The sequence below is a fragment of the Streptomyces sp. NPDC001663 genome (genome assembly GCF_042893105.1).
Lineage (GTDB): Bacteria > Actinomycetota > Actinomycetes > Streptomycetales > Streptomycetaceae > Streptomyces.
In genome coordinates this window covers 331,279-353,113 of sequence record NZ_JBIAUR010000012.1, presented here as the reverse complement: position 1 = coordinate 353,113, position 21,835 = coordinate 331,279, and the positions used below count along the sequence as shown (strand labels likewise).

The 21,835-nt window shown below is 69.7% G+C and carries 19 protein-coding genes, 2 tRNA genes, 1 pseudogene and 1 riboswitch; of the genes and pseudogenes, 8 read left to right on the top strand and 14 right to left on the bottom strand.

Translation table 11 applies throughout. From position 1 onward, the window contains the following. Positions 1-28: 28 nt before the first annotated feature. The 5 genes from ACFY1L_RS35755 to ACFY1L_RS35735 form a co-directional block, all read right to left on the bottom strand. The gene (locus ACFY1L_RS35755) at positions 29-976 is read right to left on the bottom strand and encodes an aldo/keto reductase (RefSeq protein ID WP_388833586.1); all 948 of its coding nucleotides are present in this window, start codon (positions 974-976) and stop codon (positions 29-31) included. A gap of 63 nt (positions 977-1,039) precedes the next feature. Next, the gene (locus tag ACFY1L_RS35750) at positions 1,040-2,056 is read right to left on the bottom strand and encodes a M23 family metallopeptidase (RefSeq protein ID WP_388833583.1); all 1,017 of its coding nucleotides are present in this window, start codon (positions 2,054-2,056) and stop codon (positions 1,040-1,042) included. An 11-nt stretch (positions 2,057-2,067) separates the two neighbouring features. After that, positions 2,068-2,225, bottom strand: a riboswitch (cyclic di-AMP (ydaO/yuaA leader). A 224-nt stretch (positions 2,226-2,449) separates the two neighbouring features. Further along, on the bottom strand, positions 2,450-3,547 hold the full coding sequence (locus ACFY1L_RS35745; RefSeq protein ID WP_388833580.1) for a PP2C family protein-serine/threonine phosphatase: 1,098 nt from the start codon (positions 3,545-3,547) through the stop codon (positions 2,450-2,452). Positions 3,548-3,654: 107 nt separating this feature from the next. Beyond that, positions 3,655-3,728: transfer RNA gene (locus ACFY1L_RS35740), tRNA-Met, on the bottom strand. Positions 3,729-3,832: 104 nt separating this feature from the next. Further along, the gene (locus ACFY1L_RS35735; RefSeq protein ID WP_388833577.1) at positions 3,833-4,963 is read right to left on the bottom strand and encodes a dihydrofolate reductase family protein; all 1,131 of its coding nucleotides are present in this window, start codon (positions 4,961-4,963) and stop codon (positions 3,833-3,835) included. Positions 4,964-5,029: 66 nt separating this feature from the next. On the opposite strand from ACFY1L_RS35735, the gene ACFY1L_RS35730 reads away from it, so the two are divergent. Both ACFY1L_RS35730 and ribA read left to right on the top strand, forming a co-directional pair. Further along, complete coding sequence (locus tag ACFY1L_RS35730) at positions 5,030-5,542, top strand: MarR family winged helix-turn-helix transcriptional regulator (protein ID WP_388833574.1); 513 nt, start codon at positions 5,030-5,032, stop codon at positions 5,540-5,542. Between the two features lie 105 nt (positions 5,543-5,647). After that, positions 5,648-6,289, top strand: a complete 642-nt coding sequence (gene ribA, locus ACFY1L_RS35725; RefSeq protein ID WP_388833571.1) for a GTP cyclohydrolase II — start codon at positions 5,648-5,650, stop codon at positions 6,287-6,289. An 11-nt stretch (positions 6,290-6,300) separates the two neighbouring features. Here ribA and ACFY1L_RS35720 read toward each other — a convergent pair whose 3' ends face one another. After that, entirely contained in the window at positions 6,301-7,455 is a 1,155-nt protein-coding gene (locus ACFY1L_RS35720) for a histidine kinase (RefSeq protein ID WP_388833568.1), read from the bottom strand. A 314-nt stretch (positions 7,456-7,769) separates the two neighbouring features. On the opposite strand from ACFY1L_RS35720, the gene ACFY1L_RS35715 reads away from it, so the two are divergent. Next, positions 7,770-8,324: a ribonucleoside-diphosphate reductase gene (locus tag ACFY1L_RS35715; RefSeq protein ID WP_388833565.1), complete on the top strand. Its 555-nt coding sequence runs from the start codon at positions 7,770-7,772 to the stop codon at positions 8,322-8,324. A gap of 4 nt (positions 8,325-8,328) precedes the next feature. Here the strand turns inward: ACFY1L_RS35715 and ACFY1L_RS35710 are convergent, their stop codons facing one another. Further along, positions 8,329-9,114, bottom strand: a complete 786-nt coding sequence (locus ACFY1L_RS35710; protein WP_388833562.1) for a class II glutamine amidotransferase — start codon at positions 9,112-9,114, stop codon at positions 8,329-8,331. A gap of 249 nt (positions 9,115-9,363) precedes the next feature. On the opposite strand from ACFY1L_RS35710, the gene ACFY1L_RS35705 reads away from it, so the two are divergent. After that, positions 9,364-9,618 (top strand): hypothetical protein, encoded by a 255-nt coding sequence (locus ACFY1L_RS35705; protein WP_388833560.1) that lies wholly within the window; start codon positions 9,364-9,366, stop codon positions 9,616-9,618. Positions 9,619-9,771: 153 nt separating this feature from the next. Here the strand turns inward: ACFY1L_RS35705 and ACFY1L_RS35700 are convergent, their stop codons facing one another. Continuing rightward, positions 9,772-10,065: a hypothetical protein gene (locus ACFY1L_RS35700; RefSeq protein ID WP_388833557.1), complete on the bottom strand. Its 294-nt coding sequence runs from the start codon at positions 10,063-10,065 to the stop codon at positions 9,772-9,774. Between the two features lie 172 nt (positions 10,066-10,237). Then, positions 10,238-11,299 (bottom strand): oxygenase MpaB family protein, encoded by a 1,062-nt coding sequence (locus tag ACFY1L_RS35695; RefSeq protein WP_388833553.1) that lies wholly within the window; start codon positions 11,297-11,299, stop codon positions 10,238-10,240. Positions 11,300-11,390: 91 nt separating this feature from the next. Between ACFY1L_RS35695 and ACFY1L_RS35690 the strand changes: the two genes are divergently transcribed. After that, positions 11,391-12,071, top strand: coding sequence for a TetR/AcrR family transcriptional regulator (locus tag ACFY1L_RS35690; RefSeq protein ID WP_388833548.1), 681 nt, complete (start codon positions 11,391-11,393; stop codon positions 12,069-12,071). Positions 12,072-12,624: 553 nt separating this feature from the next. Then, complete coding sequence (locus tag ACFY1L_RS35685; protein WP_388833541.1) at positions 12,625-13,620, top strand: ribosome-inactivating family protein; 996 nt, start codon at positions 12,625-12,627, stop codon at positions 13,618-13,620. 63 nt (positions 13,621-13,683) lie between these two features. On the opposite strand, the gene ACFY1L_RS35680 is transcribed toward ACFY1L_RS35685, so the two are convergent. Next, positions 13,684-16,542, bottom strand: coding sequence for a response regulator (locus tag ACFY1L_RS35680; protein ID WP_388833531.1), 2,859 nt, complete (start codon positions 16,540-16,542; stop codon positions 13,684-13,686). Positions 16,543-17,257: 715 nt separating this feature from the next. Then, entirely contained in the window at positions 17,258-17,848 is a 591-nt protein-coding gene (locus tag ACFY1L_RS35675) for a TetR/AcrR family transcriptional regulator (RefSeq protein WP_123971155.1), read from the bottom strand. An 85-nt stretch (positions 17,849-17,933) separates the two neighbouring features. On the opposite strand from ACFY1L_RS35675, the gene ACFY1L_RS35670 reads away from it, so the two are divergent. Beyond that, complete coding sequence (locus ACFY1L_RS35670; RefSeq protein ID WP_388833522.1) at positions 17,934-18,833, top strand: alpha/beta fold hydrolase; 900 nt, start codon at positions 17,934-17,936, stop codon at positions 18,831-18,833. 67 nt (positions 18,834-18,900) lie between these two features. Here ACFY1L_RS35670 and ACFY1L_RS35665 read toward each other — a convergent pair whose 3' ends face one another. Continuing rightward, positions 18,901-19,068 (bottom strand): hypothetical protein, encoded by a 168-nt coding sequence (locus ACFY1L_RS35665; RefSeq protein ID WP_388833519.1) that lies wholly within the window; start codon positions 19,066-19,068, stop codon positions 18,901-18,903. 8 nt (positions 19,069-19,076) lie between these two features. On the opposite strand from ACFY1L_RS35665, the pseudogene ACFY1L_RS35660 reads away from it, so the two are divergent. Then, positions 19,077-19,939: pseudogene (locus ACFY1L_RS35660) on the top strand (site-specific integrase); the annotation flags it as partial. 125 nt (positions 19,940-20,064) lie between these two features. Here ACFY1L_RS35660 and ACFY1L_RS35655 read toward each other — a convergent pair. Continuing rightward, a tRNA-Lys gene (locus tag ACFY1L_RS35655) sits at positions 20,065-20,137 on the bottom strand. 99 nt (positions 20,138-20,236) lie between these two features. Beyond that, a complete protein-coding gene (locus ACFY1L_RS35650; protein WP_388833516.1) occupies positions 20,237-21,802 on the bottom strand; it encodes an amino acid permease in 1,566 nt (521 codons plus the stop codon). Positions 21,803-21,835: the final 33 nt, after the last annotated feature.

Below are 21,835 nucleotides of genomic sequence, written 5' to 3'. Positions count from 1 at the left end.
CAGGCGCAGCGCTCGGAAAGGACGGGCGTCAGGCCGACGCCGCGGTCAGGCGGGCGACCTCGGTCTCGGTGAGCGTCAGCTCCCCCACCCCCAGCAGTGCCGGAAGCTGCTCCACCGTGCGCGCGGAGGCGATCGGGGCGGCGACCGTCGGCTGGGCCGCGAGCCAGGCCAGGGCCACCGTCGCGACCGGGACCGCGCGGGAGCCGGCGATCTCGTCGAGGGCGGCCAGGACCTTGCGGCCGCGTTCGGTCTCCAGGTGCTTGCCGGCACCGGCCTGCGCACGGGCACCCTCGACCGTCGTACCGGGGCGGTACTTGCCGGTGAGGAAGCCCGAGGCGAGGGCGAAGTACGGAACGGCGGCCAGGCCGTACCGCGCGGCCAGGTCCTGGCGTGCGCCCTCGTACGTGTCGCGCGAGACCAGGTTGTAGTGGGGCTGGATGGCCACGTACTTGGCCAGGCCCTCGCGGTCGGAGAACTCCAGGGACTCGGCGAGCCGCTCGGCGGAGATGTTGGACACGGCGATGTGCCGCACCTTGCCCGCCCTCACCAGCTCGTCGAGCGCGCCGATGATCTCCTCGACCGGCACCTCGGGCTTGTCGAAGTGGGTGTAGTAGAGGTCGATGTGGTCGGTGTCGAGGCGGCGCAGGGAGGCGTCGGCGGCGGCCTTGATGTTGGTGGCGGTGAGGCCCGGGAAGTCGGGGTGCTGGCTGACCTTGGTCGCGATCACGACGTCGTCGCGGTTGCTGCGCGCCTTGACCCACTTGCCGATGATCGTCTCGGACTCGCCGCCCTGGTTGCCGTCGACCCACGCCGAGTAGGAGTCGGCGGTGTCGACGAAGTTGCCGCCCACGGCCGCGTAGGCGTCGAGCACGGCGAAGGAAGTGGCCTCGTCGGCCGTCCAGCCGAAGACGTTGCCGCCGAGGGAGAGCGGGAAGACCTCGAGGTCGGAGGAGCCGAGCTTGCGAAGAGAAGTCATGTACTACGTCAACGGGCGTGCCGGAACAGTCCTTCCGGCACGCCCGCAAAGATCCTGTAAACGTCAGGGGTTGAGGCCCTTGCTGCGCAGCCACGTCATCGGGTCGATGCCGGTGGACTGGCCGTTCGGGTGGACCTCGAGGTGGAGGTGCGGGCCGGTCACGTTGCCGGTGGCGCCGATGCGGCCGATGACGTCACCGGTGCTGACCTTCTGGCCGACGCTCACGCTGATCGACGACTGGTGGCAGAACCACAGCTCGGTGCCGTCGTCGAGGGTGAGGATGGTGCGGTAGCCGTACGAGCCGGCCCAGCCGGCCTCGGTGATGGTGCCGCTGTGGATGGCCTTGATGAGCGTGCCCGTGGGGGCGGCGAAGTCGAGGCCCGTGTGGTAGCCGGAGGACCACATGGAGCCGGCCTGTCCGAAGGTGCCGGTGATCGTGTACGACACGACCGGCAGCTTGAACTGCTTGGCCAGCTCGGCCAGGCGCGCGGCCTCGGCCGCCTTCTTGGCCTCCGCCTCCGCCTTCTCCTTGGCGGCCTCGGCCTTGGCCGCGGCCTCCTTCTCGGCCTTGGCGGCCGCGTCGTCGACCTGCTTGGCGAGGGCCGCCTCGGTGGCCGACTGGGCCTTGCTGTCGATCTGCACCTGCTGCGACTCGGCCTGCGCCATGATGCGGTCGCGCAGCGCCTCACCGGCACCCTTGGCGCCCTGCGCGGTGTCCGCGGAGGTCACGCCGACATCGCTGAGCGCCGTGGCGGAGCCCTTGGGGGCGTCGGCGGAGTCGCCGAACACGGAGGGCAGATCGGGCATGGAGATGGACACCGGCGGCTTGCCGGTGTTGGCGCTGGCCATGCCGCCCGCGCCGACGGCGGCTATGACACCGACGCCGAGGACAGTGGAGCTGCGGGCGAGTCCCCCGCCGCGCTGCTTCGCCACACGATGCCGGCCGCGTACCGGGCGGAGGGACTCCTCGGTGGGGTTCCACTCCTCCCACGGACCCTCGTCGGTGCGGGGGCCGGCGAAGCCGAAGGGCTCGGTGCTCGGCACGAACGGGGCTGCCGGGGCAGGCGGGTTGGACGCCACGTGGGCGTGCTCCTTTCCTTCCTTCTCGCCTACCGGGTTAGCTGACGGGTTCGGAGCAGGAAGGTCTCCTACGCGCGTATACCTGCCGTGGGTCCACGGCGGTATCAGCGCGATTCACCCCAGGGTGGTGGTTCCCCGGTTCCCTTGCGGGATTCGGCGCGTGCGCACGGAGCCGCCTCTTGTGACGGCTGGGACGACCGCGCTGCGTTATCGAACGTTAATAGACCCGGGGTGCCGATTCCAAGGTGTTCCGCTTGATCATTAACCTTTCTGGCCAGGACGTACGTGCCAGGAGCGGCGAAAATCGGGCGAGTTGGCCACACCTCAAGAACCTCACAGGTATTGACGGTATGTCAGTTGTTATGCGGAGGGCGGTCGCCCGATCACACGCGGTCACATTCGGTCAGGAGTCGGCCGTCGTACGGCGAGCAGTGCCATGTCGTCGGTCGTGCCGCCCCCGGTGTGCCGGCGCACCTCCTCCGCGAGGCGGGCGAGCAGCGCGCCGGGGTCGTGGAACACCCGGCCGGAGAGCCGGTCCGCGGGGTCGAAGAACACCCCGTGCTCGTCCCGTGCCTCGGACAGCCCGTCGGTGTACAGCAGCAGCGTGGCCCCGCCGGCGAACTCGATCTCCTCGGCGCGGTCGGGCCAGATGCCCAGATCGGCCATGCCGAGCGGCAGGGCCGGCTCGCGGGCGTGCAGGGTGTGCACGGTGCCGTCGGGGCACAGCAGCAGCGGGGGCGGGTGGCCGCGGGTGACGATCCGCAGGATGCCGTCGCCGTGCGGGAGTTCGGCGAGCACGGCGGTCGTGAACCCCTCGAACAGCTCGATCCCCTCTCGCCGCACCGCCTCGCGCGCCAGCGCCCGGTCCAGCCGCTGCGCGACCGCCTCCAGCGTGGCCTCCTGCTCGGCGGCCTCGCGGAACGCCCCGATGACGACGGCGACGGCGGCCACCGCCCCCATCCCCTTTCCCCGTACGTCGCCCACGACCAGCCGTACGCCGTGCGGGCTGTCCTGCACCGCGTACAGGTCGCCGCCGATGAAGGCGTCCTCCTGCGCCGCCTCGTAGCGTGCGGCGATGGCGAACCCCCCGATCCGCTCGGCGGGTTGGGGCAGGACGGCGCGCTGGGCGGCCTCGGCGCTCTCGCGCTGCGAGGCGAGCTGCTCGCGGCCGCGGCGGACGAGGAGGTTGATGAGGACGGCCAGCACGGCGACCGTCAGCACGGTCGCCAGCTCGGTGATCGAGTCGATGTGGAAGAGGATGCCGAGCTCGAGATGGACGGCGGCGACGACGAGGACGGACGCGATGCAAGTGAGGACGGTGCCCCGGCGCGAGTAGAGCGGGGCGGCGACCAGGGGCGCGGCGGTGAAGAGCGGGCCCGCGGTGAACTCCGACGGGGTGAGGTAGTCGTAGATCGCCCCGACGACGAGCAGCAGCGGCGGGAGCATGCGGGCGAAGGTGCGCGCGTACGAGATCGGCCCCTCCTGCTCCACGGCTCCAGGTTTCCGGGAGCGGGATCGGGGCGCGAGCCGTGAAGGCCGATCGGGGGAAACACTCAGGGCCGGAGTCCAGTGACTGGACTCCGACCCTGAGCCTTGAGTAGCGGGGACAGGATTTGAACCTGCGACCTCTGGGTTATGAGCCCAGCGAGCTACCGAGCTGCTCCACCCCGCGTCGGTGTGTCACCAGCATACGCCATCCGCGGGGCTGTCAGCACACGGGTTGTTCGCGGGCCGGTCATGCACGGTTTCCGCGGCCCGGTCATGACCTGCGGCGGCTCATGCGAGCAGGTGGCCGTTCGGTGCCTTGGCCCGCTCCTCGTGCTCCGGGAGTACGACCACCTCGACGCCCTGCGCGGCCAGCAGCCCGCTGCCGTCGGCGTCCTCGACGAACGTGTCCGGCTCCCGCCAGGCCGTGACCACACGCCGTACGCCCGCGTCGAGGATCAGCCGCGAGCACGGCTTGGGGCGTGAGGCGCGGTGGGCGCAGGGTTCCAGGCTGCTGTAGACCGTCGCCGACGCGAGCCGCGGGTCGGCGGGGTCCAGCTTGGCCAGGGCCGCCTCCTCGGCGTGGACGACCGGGTCGTCGCCCTCGCGCGAGTGACCGCGGGCGAGCTCCGTGCCGTCGGCGGCGACGATCACCGCGCCGACGCTGAAGGCCGTGCGGGAGGGCGGACACTGGGCCGCCAGTTCGCAGGCGAGGGCGAGCCAGTGGTGGTCTGCGGCGGAGGAGAGGGGGCCGGCGCCGGGGGCGGTGGGCTCGTAGCGCATGAGGACCACGTCCTCGATCCGCCGGGTCTCCACCAGGCGCAGGCGGCCGCCCTGGTAGGTGCCGGGGCCGAAGAGGCGGGGGGCCTTCGGGTCGCCCACGAACAGGGGGGCCAGGACGAGCTGGAGTTCGTCGGCCAGGCCCTGCTGGAGGAGCTGGGTGTGAATCGTGCCACCTCCCTCGACCATCAGACGCCGCACTCCGCGTACGTCGTGCAGGTGCGTCAGGAGGCGGCGCCAGTCGAGGTCGGGGCCGAGCGGGGCGACGTCGGCGGTGAGGCCGAGCGCGCGGGCCCGCTCGGCGCCCTTGTCGGTCGTGTAGACGATCTTCTTGCCGCCCGTGTGCCAGAACTTCGCCGTCGGGTCCAGATCGCCGGAGCCGCTGACCGTGACCTTGAGGGGGTACTCCGGCTTTCCGGCGGCCACGCGGACGGCGCGGCGTTCGGGCGAGTTGACCAGCAGGCGCGGGTTGTCGGCACGGATCGTGCCGGCGCCGACGAGGATCGCGTCGACGGAGGCCCGCACCTCGTCGACGCGGTCGAAGTCGGCCGGGGACGAGAGCAGCAGGCGGTCGGGCCCGGTGTCGTCGAGGTGGCCGTCGAGGGAGACGGCGGCGGACAGCAGGACGTACGGACGGGGCATCGGACGCGCTCACTCTCGGCGGCGGACAGGCTTGGTTAAACTTTGAAACAAACTTACACTGGGTGCATGACGACTCGCTGGCTCACGGAGAAGGAGCAGCGCGCCTGGCGCGCGTACATCGCGGCGACACACCTCCTGGAGGACGCGATCGACCGGCAGCTGCAGCAGGACGCCGGCATGCCGCATCTGTACTACTCCATCCTGGCCAACCTCTCCGAGGCACCGGAGCGCAGCCTGCGCATGACCGACCTGGCCGAGAAGTCGAAGATCACGCGCAGCCGGCTGACGTACGCCGTGACCCGGCTGGAGAAGGACGGCCTGATCCGGCGCGAGGACTGCAAGTGGGACAAGCGCAGCAGCTTCGCCACGCTGACCGACGAGGGGATGGCCGTACTGGAGCGCACGGCGCCGGGGCATGTGGAGACCGTGCGCTCCCTGCTCTTCGACCAGCTGACCCCGCAGCAGGTGGAACAGCTGGAGGAGATCTTCTCTGGAGTCGTGCAGACGCTGGAGCGGGAGGAGCGCCCCACCTCGGAGGACGTCCCCTGGCGCCGCCGCTCCTCCGGGCCGTGTTCGTGAGGCGCCACGAAAAGCTGTTGCTTCAACTTTAAAGCATGGGGTAGGGTCCGGGACCATGGATCTGCTTCAAAACTGAAGCAGATAGAACGGACCCCGGAGACCCGCATGCCCGACTTCCCCGCCGCCACCCCGCGCTCCCGCGTCCGGGTGCCGCTGCGCTTCCAGGACGGCTACAGCGTCGACGCCGAACTGGTCACCTTCCACGGCCTGACCGACGGCCAGGAGCACGTCGCCGTCGTCCTCGGCGACCCGGCCCCCGGCCAGGTCCCCCTGGTGCGCCTGCACTCCGAGTGCCTGACCGGCGACGTCTTCGGCTCCGCCCGCTGCGACTGCGGTCCCCAGCTGCGCGAGGCGGTCGAGCGCATCGCGACCCGCGGCGGCGTGCTGCTCTACCTCCGCCAGGAGGGGCGCGGCATCGGTCTCTACAACAAGCTCGACGCGTACGCCCTCCAGGACCAGGGCCTCGACACGTACGAGGCGAACGCGGCCCTCGGGCTGCCCGAGGACGACCGCGACTACACGGCCGCCGCGCAGATGCTGCAGGCCCTCGGCATCGACGAGCTGGACCTGCTCTCCAACAACCCCGACAAGGCCGGCCAGCTTCGCGAGCTGGGCATCGACGTCCACGACCGCGTCCCGACCGGCGTCTTCACCACCGCCCACAACGTCCGCTACCTGCGCGCGAAGGTCCTGCAGACCCAGCACACGCTGCCGCTGGGCGAGCTGACGGAGCTCAACGCGGGTTGAGTCCCGGGTGCTCACCACACGCACGGCAGCATGACGTCGATCACGGTCGGGCCCCCGACAGGGCTGGACATCTCCACGGTCCCGTCCAGCGCGGCGACCCGGCGCCGCATGCCGAGCAGGCCCGAGCCGCTCTTCTCGTCGGCGCCGCCGTGGCCCTCGTCGGCCACCCGCACCCGCAACCCCCGCTTCATCCGCACGAGTTGGACGGCCGCTCGCGGTGAGCCGCTGTACTTGGCGGCGTTGGTCAGCGCCTCCGCGACCACGAAGTAGGCGGCGGCTTCCACGGCGGCCGGTGCCCGCAGGCCGTCGTCCTCCAGGCGGTCCACCTCCACGGTCACCTGCAGCCCGCTGCTCGCGGCCAGCGCCCGCACCGCGCCGACCAGACCGCGGTCGGTCAGGATCGGCGGATGGATGCCGCGCACGACGTTGCGCAGCTCGGTCAGCGCCTGCTCGGCCTGCGCCTGCGCCTCGTCCAGCAGCTTGCGGGCGGTCTCCGGATCACGGTCGTAGGCACGCTTGGCGAGCCCGATCCGCATCGACAGCGCGACCAGGTTGGCCTGGGCGCCGTCGTGCAGATCGCGTTCGATACGGCGGAGTTCGGCGCCGTGCGCGGCGATGGCGTCGGCGCGGGTCGCGGCCAACTCCTCGACGCGGGCGGCGAGTTGCGCCTTGGGGGACGGCTTGAGGAGGGCGGTCGACCAGTCGGCCTCCAGGTCCGCGAGCCGTACGATCAACGGCAGGACCAGGGGCGTACGGCGCAGCAGCCCGGACCACACGCCGTCCACGGCCAGGCCGAGCGGCCACAGCGGAAGCGCGAGGGCGAGCAGGGCGCCGTAGAAGTAATCGGCGACCATCCAGCGCAGGTCGGTGAGGGTGCCGGGGTCGCGTACGGCCGTGCGGATCCGCTCGCGGAGCGTCCCGGTCAGGGGCTGGTACGCCTCCGGGATGCGCTGTCCGGTCCACGCGGCCGTCATGCTCCGCTTGGCGCCCGCGATCCGCCGGATGATCAGTACCGTCTCGGGCAGCATCCAGGCGCCGACCACCACCACCGTCGCGATGGCCGTGATGAGCAGCACCGTGATGAAGATCCAGAGGCAGAAGGCCATCGCCGCGGCGAGGGCGAGATGCACCGTGGCCCGCGCCGCCTGCCTCACCGTTTTGCCCATGCCGCCACGCTAAGCGACCCCACCCCCGCGGCGCGGTGTAGCGGACTACACCATCGGCGCCGGTCAGGCGATCGTCAGGCGGCTGTCAGACTCCCCGGCAGCAGAGGGATCACCGGCACCGTGGTCATTCGCTCAACCTCCGGCCCCCGGCGTGCCGCAGTTGGTCCCACGCCTCGTCCGGCCTATCTTCAACCCCAACATCTTGTGGTTCCCGGCAAGTTGACGCCCACAGATTGTGTACAAGGGTGCGCTCTACTGGAATTCGACCACGGATGTCCACGATGAGCAGAGATCGACGAGGAGTGAGGGCGTTCATGGCCGAGCGATTCGGGGACGGTACGACACCGGCAGTCGACAGGGAGCGGGCGGGCGCCCGGCGGGCCGCCGTGCCGCGTCCCGCGCGGCGGATGCGCTCGACGACGCGGTCGTTCACCGTGGGTGAGGGCAAGGGATACCTCACCGTCGCGCTCACCCCCGAGGGCCTCGTCGCCGAGGTGATGGTCCGGATGGCCAAGCAGGGCTCCACGCTCGCCGGGATGATGGACGCCTTCTCGTCGACGGTCACGCGGGGTCTGCAGCACGGCGTACCGCTCGAGATCCTCGTGGCCGACTACGTCGGCACCCGCTTCGAACCCTCCGGCCTCACCGACGACCCGGACATCAAGCGGGCCGGCTCCGTCATGGACTACGTCGGCCGCCGCCTCGCCCTGGACCACCTCCCGTACCACGTCCGGGTCGGCCTCAACATCCTCACCGCCGAGGAACGCGCCGAGAAGGACACCCTCGACGGAGTCGGCAACGCGGTCTGGACCGACCTCGTGGGCCTTTCCATGTCCGCCCCGGTCGTGACCCGACCGCGCCGCGGCTGAGCCCCTAGCGGGGGCAGCCGGCGGCACCGACCCCGGCATGCGCCACCTGGTGCACAGAAACCCGCAGGCTGGACCGCCGGATCTCCAGCACCCGGCGGTACGGCAGCACGCTCCACTCCCCCTCCGGCTGCGGGACACCGCTGGAGGCGACGACCACCCGGTCCCGTTCCGTCCGGTAGCGCAGCCGGAAGAAGTCGGGGCCCCGGCGCCGACTGACCTCGGAGCCGGGGTCCTCGTCGGCGTACGCGTACAGCGCCTGCTCGGTCAGCAGCAGACAGTTGAGGCTGGCGAAGGACGCGCGGGCGCGCACGTCGGCGGCCGCGTGCGCAAGGGCGTCGACCGGGTCCTCGTCCCGCAGCAGCGTCAGCACACGCAGGAAGTACCGCTCGGAGTCGGTACCGCCGCCCGCCCCGGCGAGCAGATCGGCGTCGATGAGGTCGTCGAGTGCGTCGTACGGCGAGAAGTAGCCGTTGTGCGCGAAGGCGAGCGCGCCTGCGGTGAACGGGTGGGTGTTGCCGGGCACGACGGGCAGCCCGGGGCCGGCCAGCCGCAGATGCAGCAGGGCGGCGTCGCTGCGGGTGCCGGTGAGGGCCTCGTTCCAGAGCGGGCTCGCGGCGGCCGGCTCGGTGTCCTTGACGATCCGGGGGCCCGCCTCCTGTCCGGACCAGGCGGCGATGCCCCAGCCGTCGCGGTGTTCACGGCCCAACTCGGTGAAAGCGGCGGTCAGTTCACCCAGACCGGCGGCCAGGGGCTGGGGAGTGCGGGTGACGACGCCGAGCAGGCGGCACATGCTTGATCTTCCTCACGGGTTTCAGGAACGGCGGGCTCGCCCAACATCTTGGCCTTGTGCAGCAGTTCGAAACAGCTGACGACGTGGCCGAGCGTTTCGGTACGCCGATGCCGTACGGCCGCACTGCTGCGGGCATTGAGCGACACGACGGGCTGACCAAAGATCCTAAATAACTACTCTTTGTGCATATATTCTCACATTAAGTAGTCAAGCCAGGGCATACCGTCCTGAGCAAGAAAGGGTCTAACTATGCGCAAGTTGCAGCGCGTTGCGGTCGTAGCCGCAGCGATCGCGGGGCTGTCCGCCTTCGGAGCCGGCATCAGCTTCGCCCACGGCGACGGCCACCACGACGATGGCGTCGACAACATCACCGCGGTGGCGAACTCGCAGGCCAACGCCGTCGCCGACTACGACAACCCGGACGGCAAGGGCGGCCACGGCGGCTCGGACGCCGATTACTTCGCGCCGGTGAACGGCATCTTCGACGCGCCGCACGGCAAGTAAGTCCGCACCGCAACACTCTGAACGACACCGGCAGCCCGGCCGCGCGACGAACCCACAAGGGAGCGCGGCCGGGCTGCCGTCGTGCTTGCCGTCGATCGGCACAAAAAGCCCCGGCGCCCCGACCTACGGCCGGGGCGCCGGGGAGGGTTTGGCCTACTTCTTGTCGAACGCCGCGTTGTTGCAGCCCATGCTCGAGCCCTCGCTGGTGTTCTGTGCACCCGGGTTGTTCTCGCCGTTGAGGCCGTTGCCCAGTACGCCGTTGAGGATGCCGACCTGGCCGAGGATGTTGACGTTCAGGTCGTGCGACCGGCAGGTGGTGCTCTGCAGGACGTCGACCGAACCCCCGCCGCCGCCGTGACGCCCGTCGGCGTGGGCGGCGCCGGCCGTCAGGAACCCAACGCTCCCGAGGGCGGCCACCAGGACGGCAGCCTTGCGAAGCTTGTGCATGTGGATCTCCGGTGGAGTGAAGAGGTGAGGTGAGGTGGTACGGAGGCGATCCGTGATTGATCGACTCCTTACAGCCACGGGAGATTAATACGAATTGCCCTAAAACGGACAGCGACGCGCCAAGTGTCGTGATCTACCAGCAAAAAGCCCCACCCGCAAACGCCTCGTCCGGTTACGACAGCGGTCCCAGGATCTCCTGGGACTCGACGAGCCCCTGGTCACTCGGAGCCTCTCCGGCGCCGAAGACTCGTGCCGACTGCCGGGCCCGGAACTCGAGATGGGCTTCGGCAGGCTTGACGTAGCCGTAGCGGGCGCGCGCCTCCGCGGGCGTCAGCACTTCCTCCTTGCGGGGAGGGATCCCGAGCTTGACCGGAGCAACCACCGGAACCGTCGAGGGCGAGAGCCTTCCCAGCAGGCGCAGTTCGACCCTGGGGTTGAGGTGGGCGAGCGCGAAGGCCGCCTTCATGACGGGCACGATGAGCGTGTCGAGGAGGCGCGACTGCCGGATCCCCGCCATCTCGCGCATCCAGCGCGGCATGGTGGCGATCGTGGCGATCCGCTGCACCTTCGCGACAGCCAGGTTCGCCGGCTTCGCCCAGCGCGGCGTCGGCGGCAGTACGAGCTCGCTCCGGAGCAGATGGTTCATGGCCTGCCGGGCGATCGGACTGGCGGACAGCTGCGGCCGCATCCGTTCGAAGTACGCCCGGACTCCTGCACGACTGCGGGGAATGTCGTCCGGGGAGCACGTCTGCAGTTCCGCGGCCAGGGCGCATGCCTCCCAGTACTCCGTCTCCTCCTGCGCGGTGAGCTTCCCGGGCCCGTACTTCTCGTACGCGTAGAGGATCGAGTGCCAGCCGGTGAGCTGGATCCACAGCTGCGAGGCGGGGTCGTTGGCGTCGTAGGTCCCGCCGCCGTACGGCAGTTCACCGATCGCCTTGGAATGGACCTTGACCAGGACGTCCGCGGCCTTGCACACCTCCCGCGAACCGGCGAAGGCCACCATCGCGAAGTACCGCAGGGTCCGGTCGTAGCGAGTGCGGGCGCGCTGGTAGATGCCCTGGGTCGCGTGGACGGCGGCCACCAGCGGCGGGTCGAGCTCCTCCACCACCACGGCCCGCTGGAAACCCACCGTCGGCGCCGTCGGATAGCTCCAGACCTTCCACACCACCGAGCCCGGGCCGAAGAAGCCGTAGTCCTCGTGCGGTTCGACCTCGCCACGCTTCAGCCTCGCCATGGAGCCGCTCCCTGTGCGTCCGCGGCGTACGCCGCCCTCAATTACGACACTGCTGTCTTAAATTAAGACACGCATGTCGTAAACTGCCAAGGTGTCAGCGTCCGCATCCTCGGAATCATCGGCATCCTCGGCAGACAAGCCACGCAAGCGGCGCCCCTACGCCCCGCGCGTCCCGATCGAGCAACGCCGCGAGCAACTGCTCGACGCCGCCCTCGCCGTGATCGTGAACGACGGCTACGACCGGGTGTCCATCGACGCCATCGCGAAGCGGGCCGATGTGGCCAGGTCGGTGGTCTACGGCGCCTTCGAGAACCTCGACGCCCTGCTCACCGCCCTGCTAGACCGGCAGCAGGCCCGCGCCTTCGCGCGACTCCTCGCGACGGTTCCCGACCCCGCGAAACTGCGCGACCCCGCCGCCTTCGCCGCCGAAACCGTGCGCCGGATGTCCGCGATGGTCCACGAGGACCCGGACACCTGGCGGCTGATCCTGCTGCCCCCGGGCAACATGCCCTCGGTCGTCCGCGACCGCATCGAGACGGACCGAGAACGCTTCCGGCTCCGGGTCGAGCAATGGATCTCCCTCACCCTGGCCGACCGGAGCGACCCGGAACGCGGCCCGCGGCTCGACCCGCAGATCCTCGCCCACGCACTGGTCGCCTGCGCCGAACACTTCGGCCGCGTCGCCCTCACCGACCCCGGCAGGATCGACCCATCGCGCCTGATCGGCCAGGTCCAGGTGATCCTCGGCGCCATCTGGCCCAGGACGCGCTGACGGCAGGTCAGCCCGAAACCAAGGCAGCGCCCGAGCCGACCGAAGCCGACCCACCTGCAACCCGTAGGCCCTGTGGGACTCGAACCCACAACCAATGGATTAAAAGTCCTGGCCAAAGCTTGTTGGGTGGTTCCGGACGCTTCTTGGGTGTCCGGAACCACCAGGTCAGGACAGGTTCACGATGGCTCGCGGTCCACGCCAGGACAGCTCCTGCCACACCGTCCGCTCACGCATCGCGCACGCATGGAGCCCTTACCTGGGAGGGCATGGCTGCAGGTGATCCGGCTCCACTACGAGCTGGGCTCGTGCGGCCAGTCAGTGCAACAGCAGACCCAGGGCTCCGGCGGCGCCGACGATGTACGGCTCGGGGAGCTTGAATCTGCGGAGATCGTGGATGCCTCGGCCACACGTGCGCGACGAGGGGCTGCCCCGACCTCACGGCGAGGTGTCGTTTTTCGGTGTGAGACAGCTGTGATCCGGCTGAGAGGCCACTGACACGGGCGACCGGTTCCTTGGTGCCGTCGCCAGACAGGCGGACAAGAAAGGAAACGCAATGTCAGTTCGTCTTCTCAGACGCCTGGGCGCGTCACTGGCCATACCCGCAATCGTCGTGGGCGCCGTCGCCACTCACGGGCTTCCGGCCCTCCACTCGGCGCAGAGCTCGGCCGGCGCCACGGCGGTCACGAGCCATCTTGATCCCGCCCACACGGAACTGGCCGCCAATTCGGACCAATGGCACCAGCTGGTCTGGGACCTCGACGCAGGTGATCAGGGGTACCAGACACTGATCAGCCAGGTGCGGAATGTGATCGGCGCCGCAGGCGGCCAACGTCAGAACGTGCCTACCCCCAGCGGCAGAAACGCCGCGGTCGACGTCACCTCTCCGGAAGCCAACCGCCAGTTCCTCGATCTCGACGTCCAGGGCGGCGGCCAGGCCATCCACCTGGTCATTCGGCTCAGCGACCTGTACGTCATCGGCTACTTCTACTACGCGCCCGATCAGGGCAACATCTACGTCCCCCTGGCAAACGACTTTCCGGACCTTCCGCAGGCGATTCTCCATCCCGGCGTCAATGGCTACTCGACGTACAGCTACATGCTGGGGCATGAGAACTACAACGATCTCGCGGGCATGGCCGGCACCAGCATGGCCGGCCTTCAGATAAGCCCGGCAGGCCTGCAGCAGTCGCTGTACGCCATGCGTGACTGGAACAATGTCCAGGGCCGAAACCAGGGCGTTCTCGCCCGCGGCCTGCTCCAGTTCATCGTCGCTGTCAGTGAGGGAATCCGCAGCAGGCAGCTCGCGGTGAGCATGACGGGCATGTTCCGGGACCACAGCACCATGACCCTTGGTGAGCCCAACCTGGAACTGATGCGCGACTGGTCCGACATCAGCAACGTCCTGACCGGCGCTTCGTCGTCTTCGTCGCCCCCCGTGGTGACCACCACGTACTGGGGCACGATCGACACCGCCGCCAAGGCCGCGGCGTTCCTGCTGGTGGCGCTCTTCAACAAGGCGAACGGCAGCCCGCCCAACGACGAGCTCTGACCGACGACACCGGTGCGTCCGGGGAGCCGTACGGGCACCCCGGACGCACCGGCCGTGCGGGGCTCAAGCGCGAAGCTTGTAGCCGAAACCGCGGACCGTTTCGATGTGGTCGCGGCCGATCTTGGTACGCAGCCGCATCACCTGGACGTCCACGACGTGCGTGTCTCCGGACCAGGCGCAGCCCCAGACCCGTTCCAGGAGGATGTCCCGGGTGAGGACCGTGCCGGGCGAAGCGGCGAATTCCCTGAGCAGCTTCAGCTCGGTCGTGGTCAGGTGGACGGGTTCCCCGCCCTTGTACACCTCCAGTGACACGGGGCAGTACACCAGGTCGCCGAACCGGACCGTGCGTGTGTCGGGCCGCTGGTCCGCGGGGGCGGAGCGGCGCAGCAGGGCACGGACGCGGGCGGCCAGGACCGATCCGTCGAAGGGCTTGGCCAGGCAGTCGTCTGCTCCTGCCTCCAGGCCGGTCACCACGTCCGCCGGGTCGTCGCGGTCCGACATGAGCAGAATGGGCATCTCGGACTCCTCGCGGATCCGCCCGGCCAGGCTCATCCCGTCCAGGCCGGGCAGCCGGGCCGCGAGTACGGCCGCGTCCGGGGTCTGCTGACGGAACAGACTGAGCCCGGTGACGCCGTCGGCGGCGGTGCGCACCCGGTAGCCGTGCCCCTCCAGGGTGAGCCGGGTGCTCTCCCTGGCCGTCGGGTTGTCTTCGACCAGCAGAACGTCGTATGCGCGGCGGCTTCGGTCGGGCGACGCCGGCTCGGTGTGTGCCGTGGCAGGCGCCTGCCGTCGGTGCTCTGGTCCTGGCACTGGCTCCCTGACATCGGTATCACCGTCACATGCGGTGTCCGCGTCGGTGATATCGATGTCGCCGTCGGCGTCGGAATCGGCGGCCAGGGCGAAGTCGACGGCCTGTGCGCGGGTGCGGTGTCTGCCGCCTTCGGCGAACGCCTTCCGGTACGACGCCTCGCCCAGCGCAGCGATCGCGGCCTGCTCACAGCGGGCGTGCCACTCGGCCATCTGCGGTCCGAACACGCAGATCGAGCTGCCGGCGTCGTGCCACAGGGCATCCGCCAGACCGAGCAGCCGGGCGGCCCGCCCGTGAGCGCCGCCGACGGCGGTGGCCCAGGCGAGCAGTTCCACCATCCTCGCGACCATCGCGTGGTCGTTGAAGCCGCGCATGCCTTCCAGCGCGGACCTGACCAGGGTCTCGGTGGTGTCACAGTCACCACGGGCCCAGGCATAGTGGCCCATGCCCATCAGCACTTGGGCGCGCCCCCACACGTCCCCGCTCGCCTCGGCGACGGCGGCGTACCGGCTGCCGGTGTGTGCCGCCCGGGGATCGCCGGCGTACGCCTGGACGCAGGCCAGCGACAGCCGCCAGCAGGCCGCCGAGCGCTCGTCGCCCAGCGCGGTCATGGCGGCCAGGGCCTCCTCGTAGCGGCGAATGGCCTCCTGCGGACGCCCCCGGTACTGCGCCGACACCCCGCGCAGGCCGTCCGCCTGGATCCGCACCCACGCATCGCCCAGCCGCTCGCCCAGCGCCTCGGCCTCGTCCAGCCAGCGGTCGGCCGTCACCAGGTCACCCTGGGTCTGCGCTACCCAGACGGCCGCCACCAGCGCGCGGGCGCGCTCCGCGCTGGGCTCGGGCGCGGCGGCCAGCGCCCGCTCGAACTGGCGGCGCCCCTCGCTGAGGAATCCGCCGACGCACCAGTGCCAGCACAAGGCCGCGGCCAGCGCGAGACGGGGCCGGGGCTCACCCTCGTGGTCGAGGGCGGCCAGCAGGTTGGCGTGCTCCGCGCGCAGCCGGGCCAGGTTCTCCTCCTGGCCGGGGCCGTACCAGTTCCGGTCGATGCGGTCAGCGAGGGCGAGGAAGAAGTCGCGGTGGCGTCGGCGCAGTGCGTCCTGCTCGCCGGAGGCCGCGAGCCGCTCCCGGCCGTACTCCCGGATGCTCGCCAGCAGCCGGTAACGCCGCTGACCACCCGCCTCGCAGGTCAGCACGACCGACTGGGCGACCAGCCGGTCCAGGAGGTCCAGCACCTCGGCCTCGGCGATCCCCTCCCCGGAGCAGACACCCTCGGCGGCCTCCAGGCTGAACCCCGCGGCGAAGACGGTCAGGCGGTTCCACAGCAGCCGCTCGGCCGGGGCGCACAGCTCGTAGCTCCAGTCGATCATCCCGCGCAGCGTGCGCTGATGGGCCGGTGCCGTCCGGCAGCCGCCGGTGAGCAGCGCGAAGCGGTTCTCCAGCCGGTCCGCCAGCTGTCCTACGGTCAGCGTGCGCAGGCGGGAGGCGGCCAGCTCGATCGCCAGCGGGAGCCCGTCCAGATCGGCGCACAGGCGCGCGATCTCGGCGTGGCCGGCCTCGTCTCCGTGGGACCGCTCCCGCACCGCAACGGCCCGGTCCCGCAGCAGTTCCACCGCATCGTCCTGCGCAAGCGGCGCGAGGGCGAAGACATGCTCGCCCGTGACACCCAGGGTGTGTCGGCTCGTGGCGAGGATGCGCAGCTCGGGAGCAGCTGACAGGAGGGCTCCGGCCAGTTCGGCGCACGCCTCGATCAGGTGCTCGCAGTTGTCCAGCACCAGCAGCGCGCGCCGCCCGGCCAGATAACCCGTGAGCTGGTCCAGGAAGGGCAGCGCCCCGAGGTCGGGCACCCGCAGCGCGCCCGCCGCCGTGGCCGCCACCGCCGACGGGTCCGACACCGGGGCCAGGTCCACCAGCCACACCCCGTCCGCGAACACCTCCCGGGCCGAGCCGGCCACCTCCAGCGCCAGCCGCGTCTTGCCCACACCGCCCATGCCCGTGAGCGTCACCAACCGCCGTATGCACAGAAGGCGGCGGATCTCAGCGGTCTCCTCCCGCCGACCCACAAAACTCGTGATGGCGGCGGGCAGATTCCCACACTCTGCGATCACCTTGGTCATGCTTTCCCCGTCTCCCCGTACCATGATCGAAAATTTCCTGGAATTCTTGCCAATCTCTTACGGTCGACCCATAGTCGGCTCGCGGTCGGCCGTATGAAGGACTTGGACGGCTCAGGATTTACGAGGCGGGTTTCTATTGCGTGAACAAGCATGGTCCCGCCACAAGCCGAATGTGGAGCCCACCCCCACCTTGACCTGCACCGACAAAGGCGGTGGCAGTCTTGCGTGGTATATCTCACAAACTCGACGCAAAGGACGTTGTCGCCTTGCAACCCGTCACGGAGCCATCGCGACCCGTCGGCCTTGGATCGAAGAACCGAGCCCTCCCTTGAAATCACTCGACACAATTACAAGGCAGCCGAGAATTGATTGGCGACATGAATCGTGCCAGTGATCAATCGCCTGGTCCTGTTCGGGCTGCGGGCAGGCGTGGCCCCGACGCGGACTTTTCTAGCCGGCTCACGGTTGTCCGGTATCGGCGCGTGGGCACCAGACGACAATCGCCGGACAACGGGCAACGCGGTGGCACGACGGAGCCGTGCACGTCGGCGCAGGTCACCGCCGTGCAGGGCTCCGTGATGCGTATTTCCGTCACTCCCAGAGGGACGACTCCTCCAACCCGCCAAGGTTGACGCCGGCTACATCAGCCATCTGTCTTGCCCCTCCGAACATTGAGAAGCGCCTATGACTCTCAGACAGAAATTTGTTATGCCAGCTATCCGACCGGTCTCAGCGCCCGCGCGAGCGCGTCGACGGTCACCCCGACGATCGCCCGGAGTTGCTCCGGGCTCGACCCGGCCCTACCCATCACCGCGAGAGACTGGTTCACGGCCGCTACGTGTACGGCGAAGTCCTCGGCGTTCTCGTCGGACATTCCGCCGGCCTTCAGCGCGGTGCGCAGGCGCGGGCGCTGGAGGCCGAACAACTCTTTGACATGCTCTGCGACGCTCGGGCTCAGCGCCGGACTCGCCATGACCGACTGGGCCATCAGGCATCCGTCGGGCACGGCGGGGTCGGCGATGCGCCCCAGGGTGACGTCGAAGAACGCACGGACGGCGGCGACGGGGTCCTCGGCCGCGCACGAGAGGGCCGCGTCGAACTTGTCGCCGTAGCGCGTGGCGTAGCGATCCAGGCAGCGAAGGAAGAGCGCGTCCTTGTCGCCGAGCGAGGAGTAGATCGAGCTGCGGTTCAGGCCGGTCGCCCGGGACAGGTCGTCGAGCGAGGTGTCGGCGTAGCCGGAGCGCCAGAACTGGATCATCGCGGCGTCGAGCACCGTGTCCATGTCGAACTGCTTCTTGCCTGCCATGCGGCCCATCCTCCCATCTTGGACTGATCAGTTCAAGACGTGCTAGCGTCGAATCACGGTCCACCCGCCTCGATGGAGGATTCCCATGACCAACCCCGTCCCCGCCCTGCCCCTGCATGACCTGGCCGGATTCACGCACCGCTGGGTCGACGCCGACGGCGTCCGCCTGCACGCCGTCGAAGGCGGTCGGCCGGACGGACCGGCCGTCGTCCTGCTCACCGGGTTCCCGCAGACGTGGTGGGCCTGGCGAAAGGTCATGCCTGCTCTCGCCGATCGGTTCCGGGTCATAGCGATCAACCGGCCGGGCCAAGGCAATTCCGAGCATCCGGAGCTCAGCTACGACACGCACACGGTCGCCGCGCACATCCAGGCCGCCGTGAACGCTCTCGGCGTGCGGGACTACTGGCTCGCCGGGCACGACATCGGCGCCTGGGTCGCCTTCTCCCTCGCCCTGAACTACGAGAGCCGACTGCACGGGGTCGCGCTGCTCGACGCCGGAATTCCCGGTATCACCATGCCGGAAGCGATCCCCCTCGACCCGACTCTGGCGTTCAAGACCTGGCACTTCGCGTTCCACGTGGTGCCCGATCTTCCCGAGACGCTGATAGCCGGCCGCGAGCGGGAGTACATCAGCTGGTTCCTGAAGACCAAGTCCCTCGCGCCCGACGCGTTCGAGGAAGCAGAACTCGACCACTACGGCGCGGCCCTCGCCGTCGATGGCGGCCTGCGCGCCGGCCTCGCCTACTACCGCGACGCCGCCGAGTCCGCGCGCAAGAACCGCGCGGCACTCGAGCAGCGGCGACTGACCGCGCCCGTCCTCGGAATCTCCAGCAGCCACGGCTCGATCCCGGATATGGCGGCCTCCATCAGCCCGTGGGCCGAGAACGTGACCGGCGTCATCGTGCCCGACGCCGGTCACTACATCCCCGAGGAGCAGCCCGAGGCCGTCGCCGCCGCCCTCACCGACTTCTTCAGCGGCCGTTAGTGCTCTAGCAGGAGGGCGATCCCCATTGCCGTCGGGGGCCCGTCAGTTACGGGCCCGCCCCGCGCGCCTATGGACGTGCCGTGAACCGCCCGTCGCCCCGCTTGTGCAGCCAGCCCCGGGCGGCGAGCTTGGTCATCTTCGCCCGCAAAGGTTCCAGCTTGCCGTGTACCGAGGCGTCCAGCCCCAGCCGCTCGCCGACCGCCCTGACCTGCACCGGGCCGTCCGCCTCCCGCACGATCGCCAGAGAACGAAGCCCGCCGCGAGCAGATCGCCCGCTGCAAGCCGAGCAAGCCCGGACGCCCCGTAGGAGCCGAGCGGAAGCTGATCGCGGCCGAACGGGCCAAGCTCGCCGAGATGCCGTTCCGCAAGATCACCGGCCCGGCCACCCGCCAGGCGATCCGCCGCACCCTTCGCGCGGCCCTGAACTCCGCCATCGCCCAGCAGCTGATCACCTTCAACCCGGCGTCCCACGTCGAGTTGGAGTCAGGCAGGCGCCCGAAGCCCCTCCTGTGGACGGATGAGCGAGTCCGGCGCTGGCGCGAGAGCGGCGAGATCCCCGGGCCTGTCATGGTGTGGACACCACAGCAGTTCGGCGCCTTCCTCGACGCAGCCGAGGGCGACCGCCTGTACGCGTCGTTCCATCTCACGGGTACCCGCGGCCTCCGTCGCGGCGAGGCGGTCGGCCAGGACTGGCACGAGATCGACCTCGGCGCCGGCCTCATCACCCCGGCCAAGGAGATCGTGGTCGACGGCTGGGACCCCTACGAGTCCGAGCCGAAGACGGACGGCAGCGCCAACACCATCGCGCTCAACGGCATGAACATCGCCGTCCTGCGCGACCACAAGGCGGCCGCATCCTCGCCACGACCGACCTGCCGCCCATCACCCTGCGGGACCTGCGCCACGTGGCCGCGACGCTCACGCACGGAGGCGGCGGCGACATCCGCGCGGTGAAGGAGACGCTGCGGCACTCCACCATCACGCTGACCTCGGACACGTACACGAGCCTGCTCCCTGAGCTGGACCGCGAAATCGCCGAGAAGGCAGCGAAGCTGATCCCCCGGTCCCGTCCGGCAGCCGCCGATTCGTCCGCCCAAGCGGCACCCGATCCGCAGGCCACAAGCACATCCGCTCACGCAGTGGCTCGAAAACGAAGCAGCGCCCGACCCGACCGAAGCCGAATCAGGCGCTGCGTAGCAGGTCAGAGGGCATATCCCCCGCCTACCGCCGGTAGGCCCTGTGGGACTCGAACCCACAACCAATGGATTAAAAGTCCACTGCTCTGCCAATTGAGCTAAGGGCCCCTGGCGATGTTGCCTCCCCGAGCATAGCCGGACACGGCCGCGTCTCCGATCGGGTATCGGGGACGCGGCCGTGTTGGAGGCGAAGATCGAGCCGGAGTGTTACGGATCGACCTTTTCGGGGGTGCCCCCGGAGGACGCCGTGCGCGCCGCCTCGCGGGCGATCGTGCGGGCGTGTTCGGGATTGAGGAACCAGTGCCGGGCCGAGGCCCCCCACCACACCGCCGCGAAGCCGAGGACCACCAGGACCGCGACCGGGGCGTAGTTGAAGCTCTCCCAGGTGACCGGCGAGACCTGGGGCAGCATGAAGAGGATCGTGATGACGCCGACCCAGACGACCGAGACGATGCCGATCAGACGCGACCAGCGGCCCAGATGCCACGGCCCCCGGTCGAAGGCGTCACCCTTGCGCAGCCGCAGCAGCGTCGGGATGACGTAGGCGATGTAGAGGCCGATCACGGCGATCGACGTCACCGCCGCGTACGCCGTCACATTGATCAGGTACGGCAGGCCCAGCACGAGCGCTCCGGCCGCCGCCAGCCACACCGCCGCCACCGGGGTCCGGGTGCGCGGGCTGACCGTGTGCCACACGTGCGAGAACGGCAGTGCGCCGTCGCGCGAAAAAGCGTAGATCATGCGGCTGTTGGCCGTCACCGACGCCATCCCGCAGAACAGCTGCGCCCCGATCACGACCAGGAGCAGGAGCTTGCCCGCCGTCGCTCCCAGCGCGTCGAGCAGGATCTGGGCCGGCGGCGCCCCCGTCGGCGACGCCAGCTCCTTGTCGTACGACTGGATCGCGAACGTGAAGCCGAGCAGGAGGACGAAGCCGGCGATCCACGACGTCCAGATGGACTGCACGATGCCCTTCGGGCCCGCGGTCGAGGCGTCGTGCGTCTCCTCGGTCATGTGCGCGGAGGCGTCGTAGCCGGTGAAGGTGTACTGGGCCATCAGCAGGCCGAGCAGGACCACGTAGACGCCGCTGCCCCAGCCCGTGTTGTTCACGAACTTCCCGAAGACGAAGGACGCCGACTGGTGGTGGTCCGGTACGAAGGCCAGCGCGCCGACGATCACCCCGACGCCCACCACGTGCCACCACACACTCACGTCGTTGAGGAAGGCGACGATTCGGACGCCGAAGGTGTTGAGCACTCCGTGCAGGATCAGGATGCCCGCGAAGAGCAGCACCGTCCGGCCCGGCGTCACCTCGAAGTCGAACTGCAGGTTCAGGTACGCGCCGAGGAAGGACGCGGCGCCGAAGTCGATGCCCGCCGTCACGGCCACCTGGCCCAGGACGTTGAACCAGCCCGTGAACCACGCCCAGGCCGCCGCCGAGCGAGGGGGCGCCAGTCGGTGGGCCCAGAAGTAGAGGCCCGCGGAGGTCGGGTAGGCCGAACAGATCTCGGCCATCGACAGGCCGACGAACAGCGTCATCAGGCCTACGGCCACCCAGCCCCAGGTGATCACGGCCGGGCCGCCCGTGTTCATGCCGAACAGATACAGCGTGAGGCAGCCCGACAGGACCGAGATAATCGTGAAGGAGACCGCGTAGTTGGAGAACGCCGACATGCGGCGGGCCAGGACCTGCGTGTAGCCGAGCTGGGCAAGCCGTTCTTCGTCCGAGAGTCCCGAAGACTCCGGGTGCCCGCTCGCTATGGCGTCATCTGTCATGCCCCCAGCGATTCCCTCACAGGGGGCGTGACA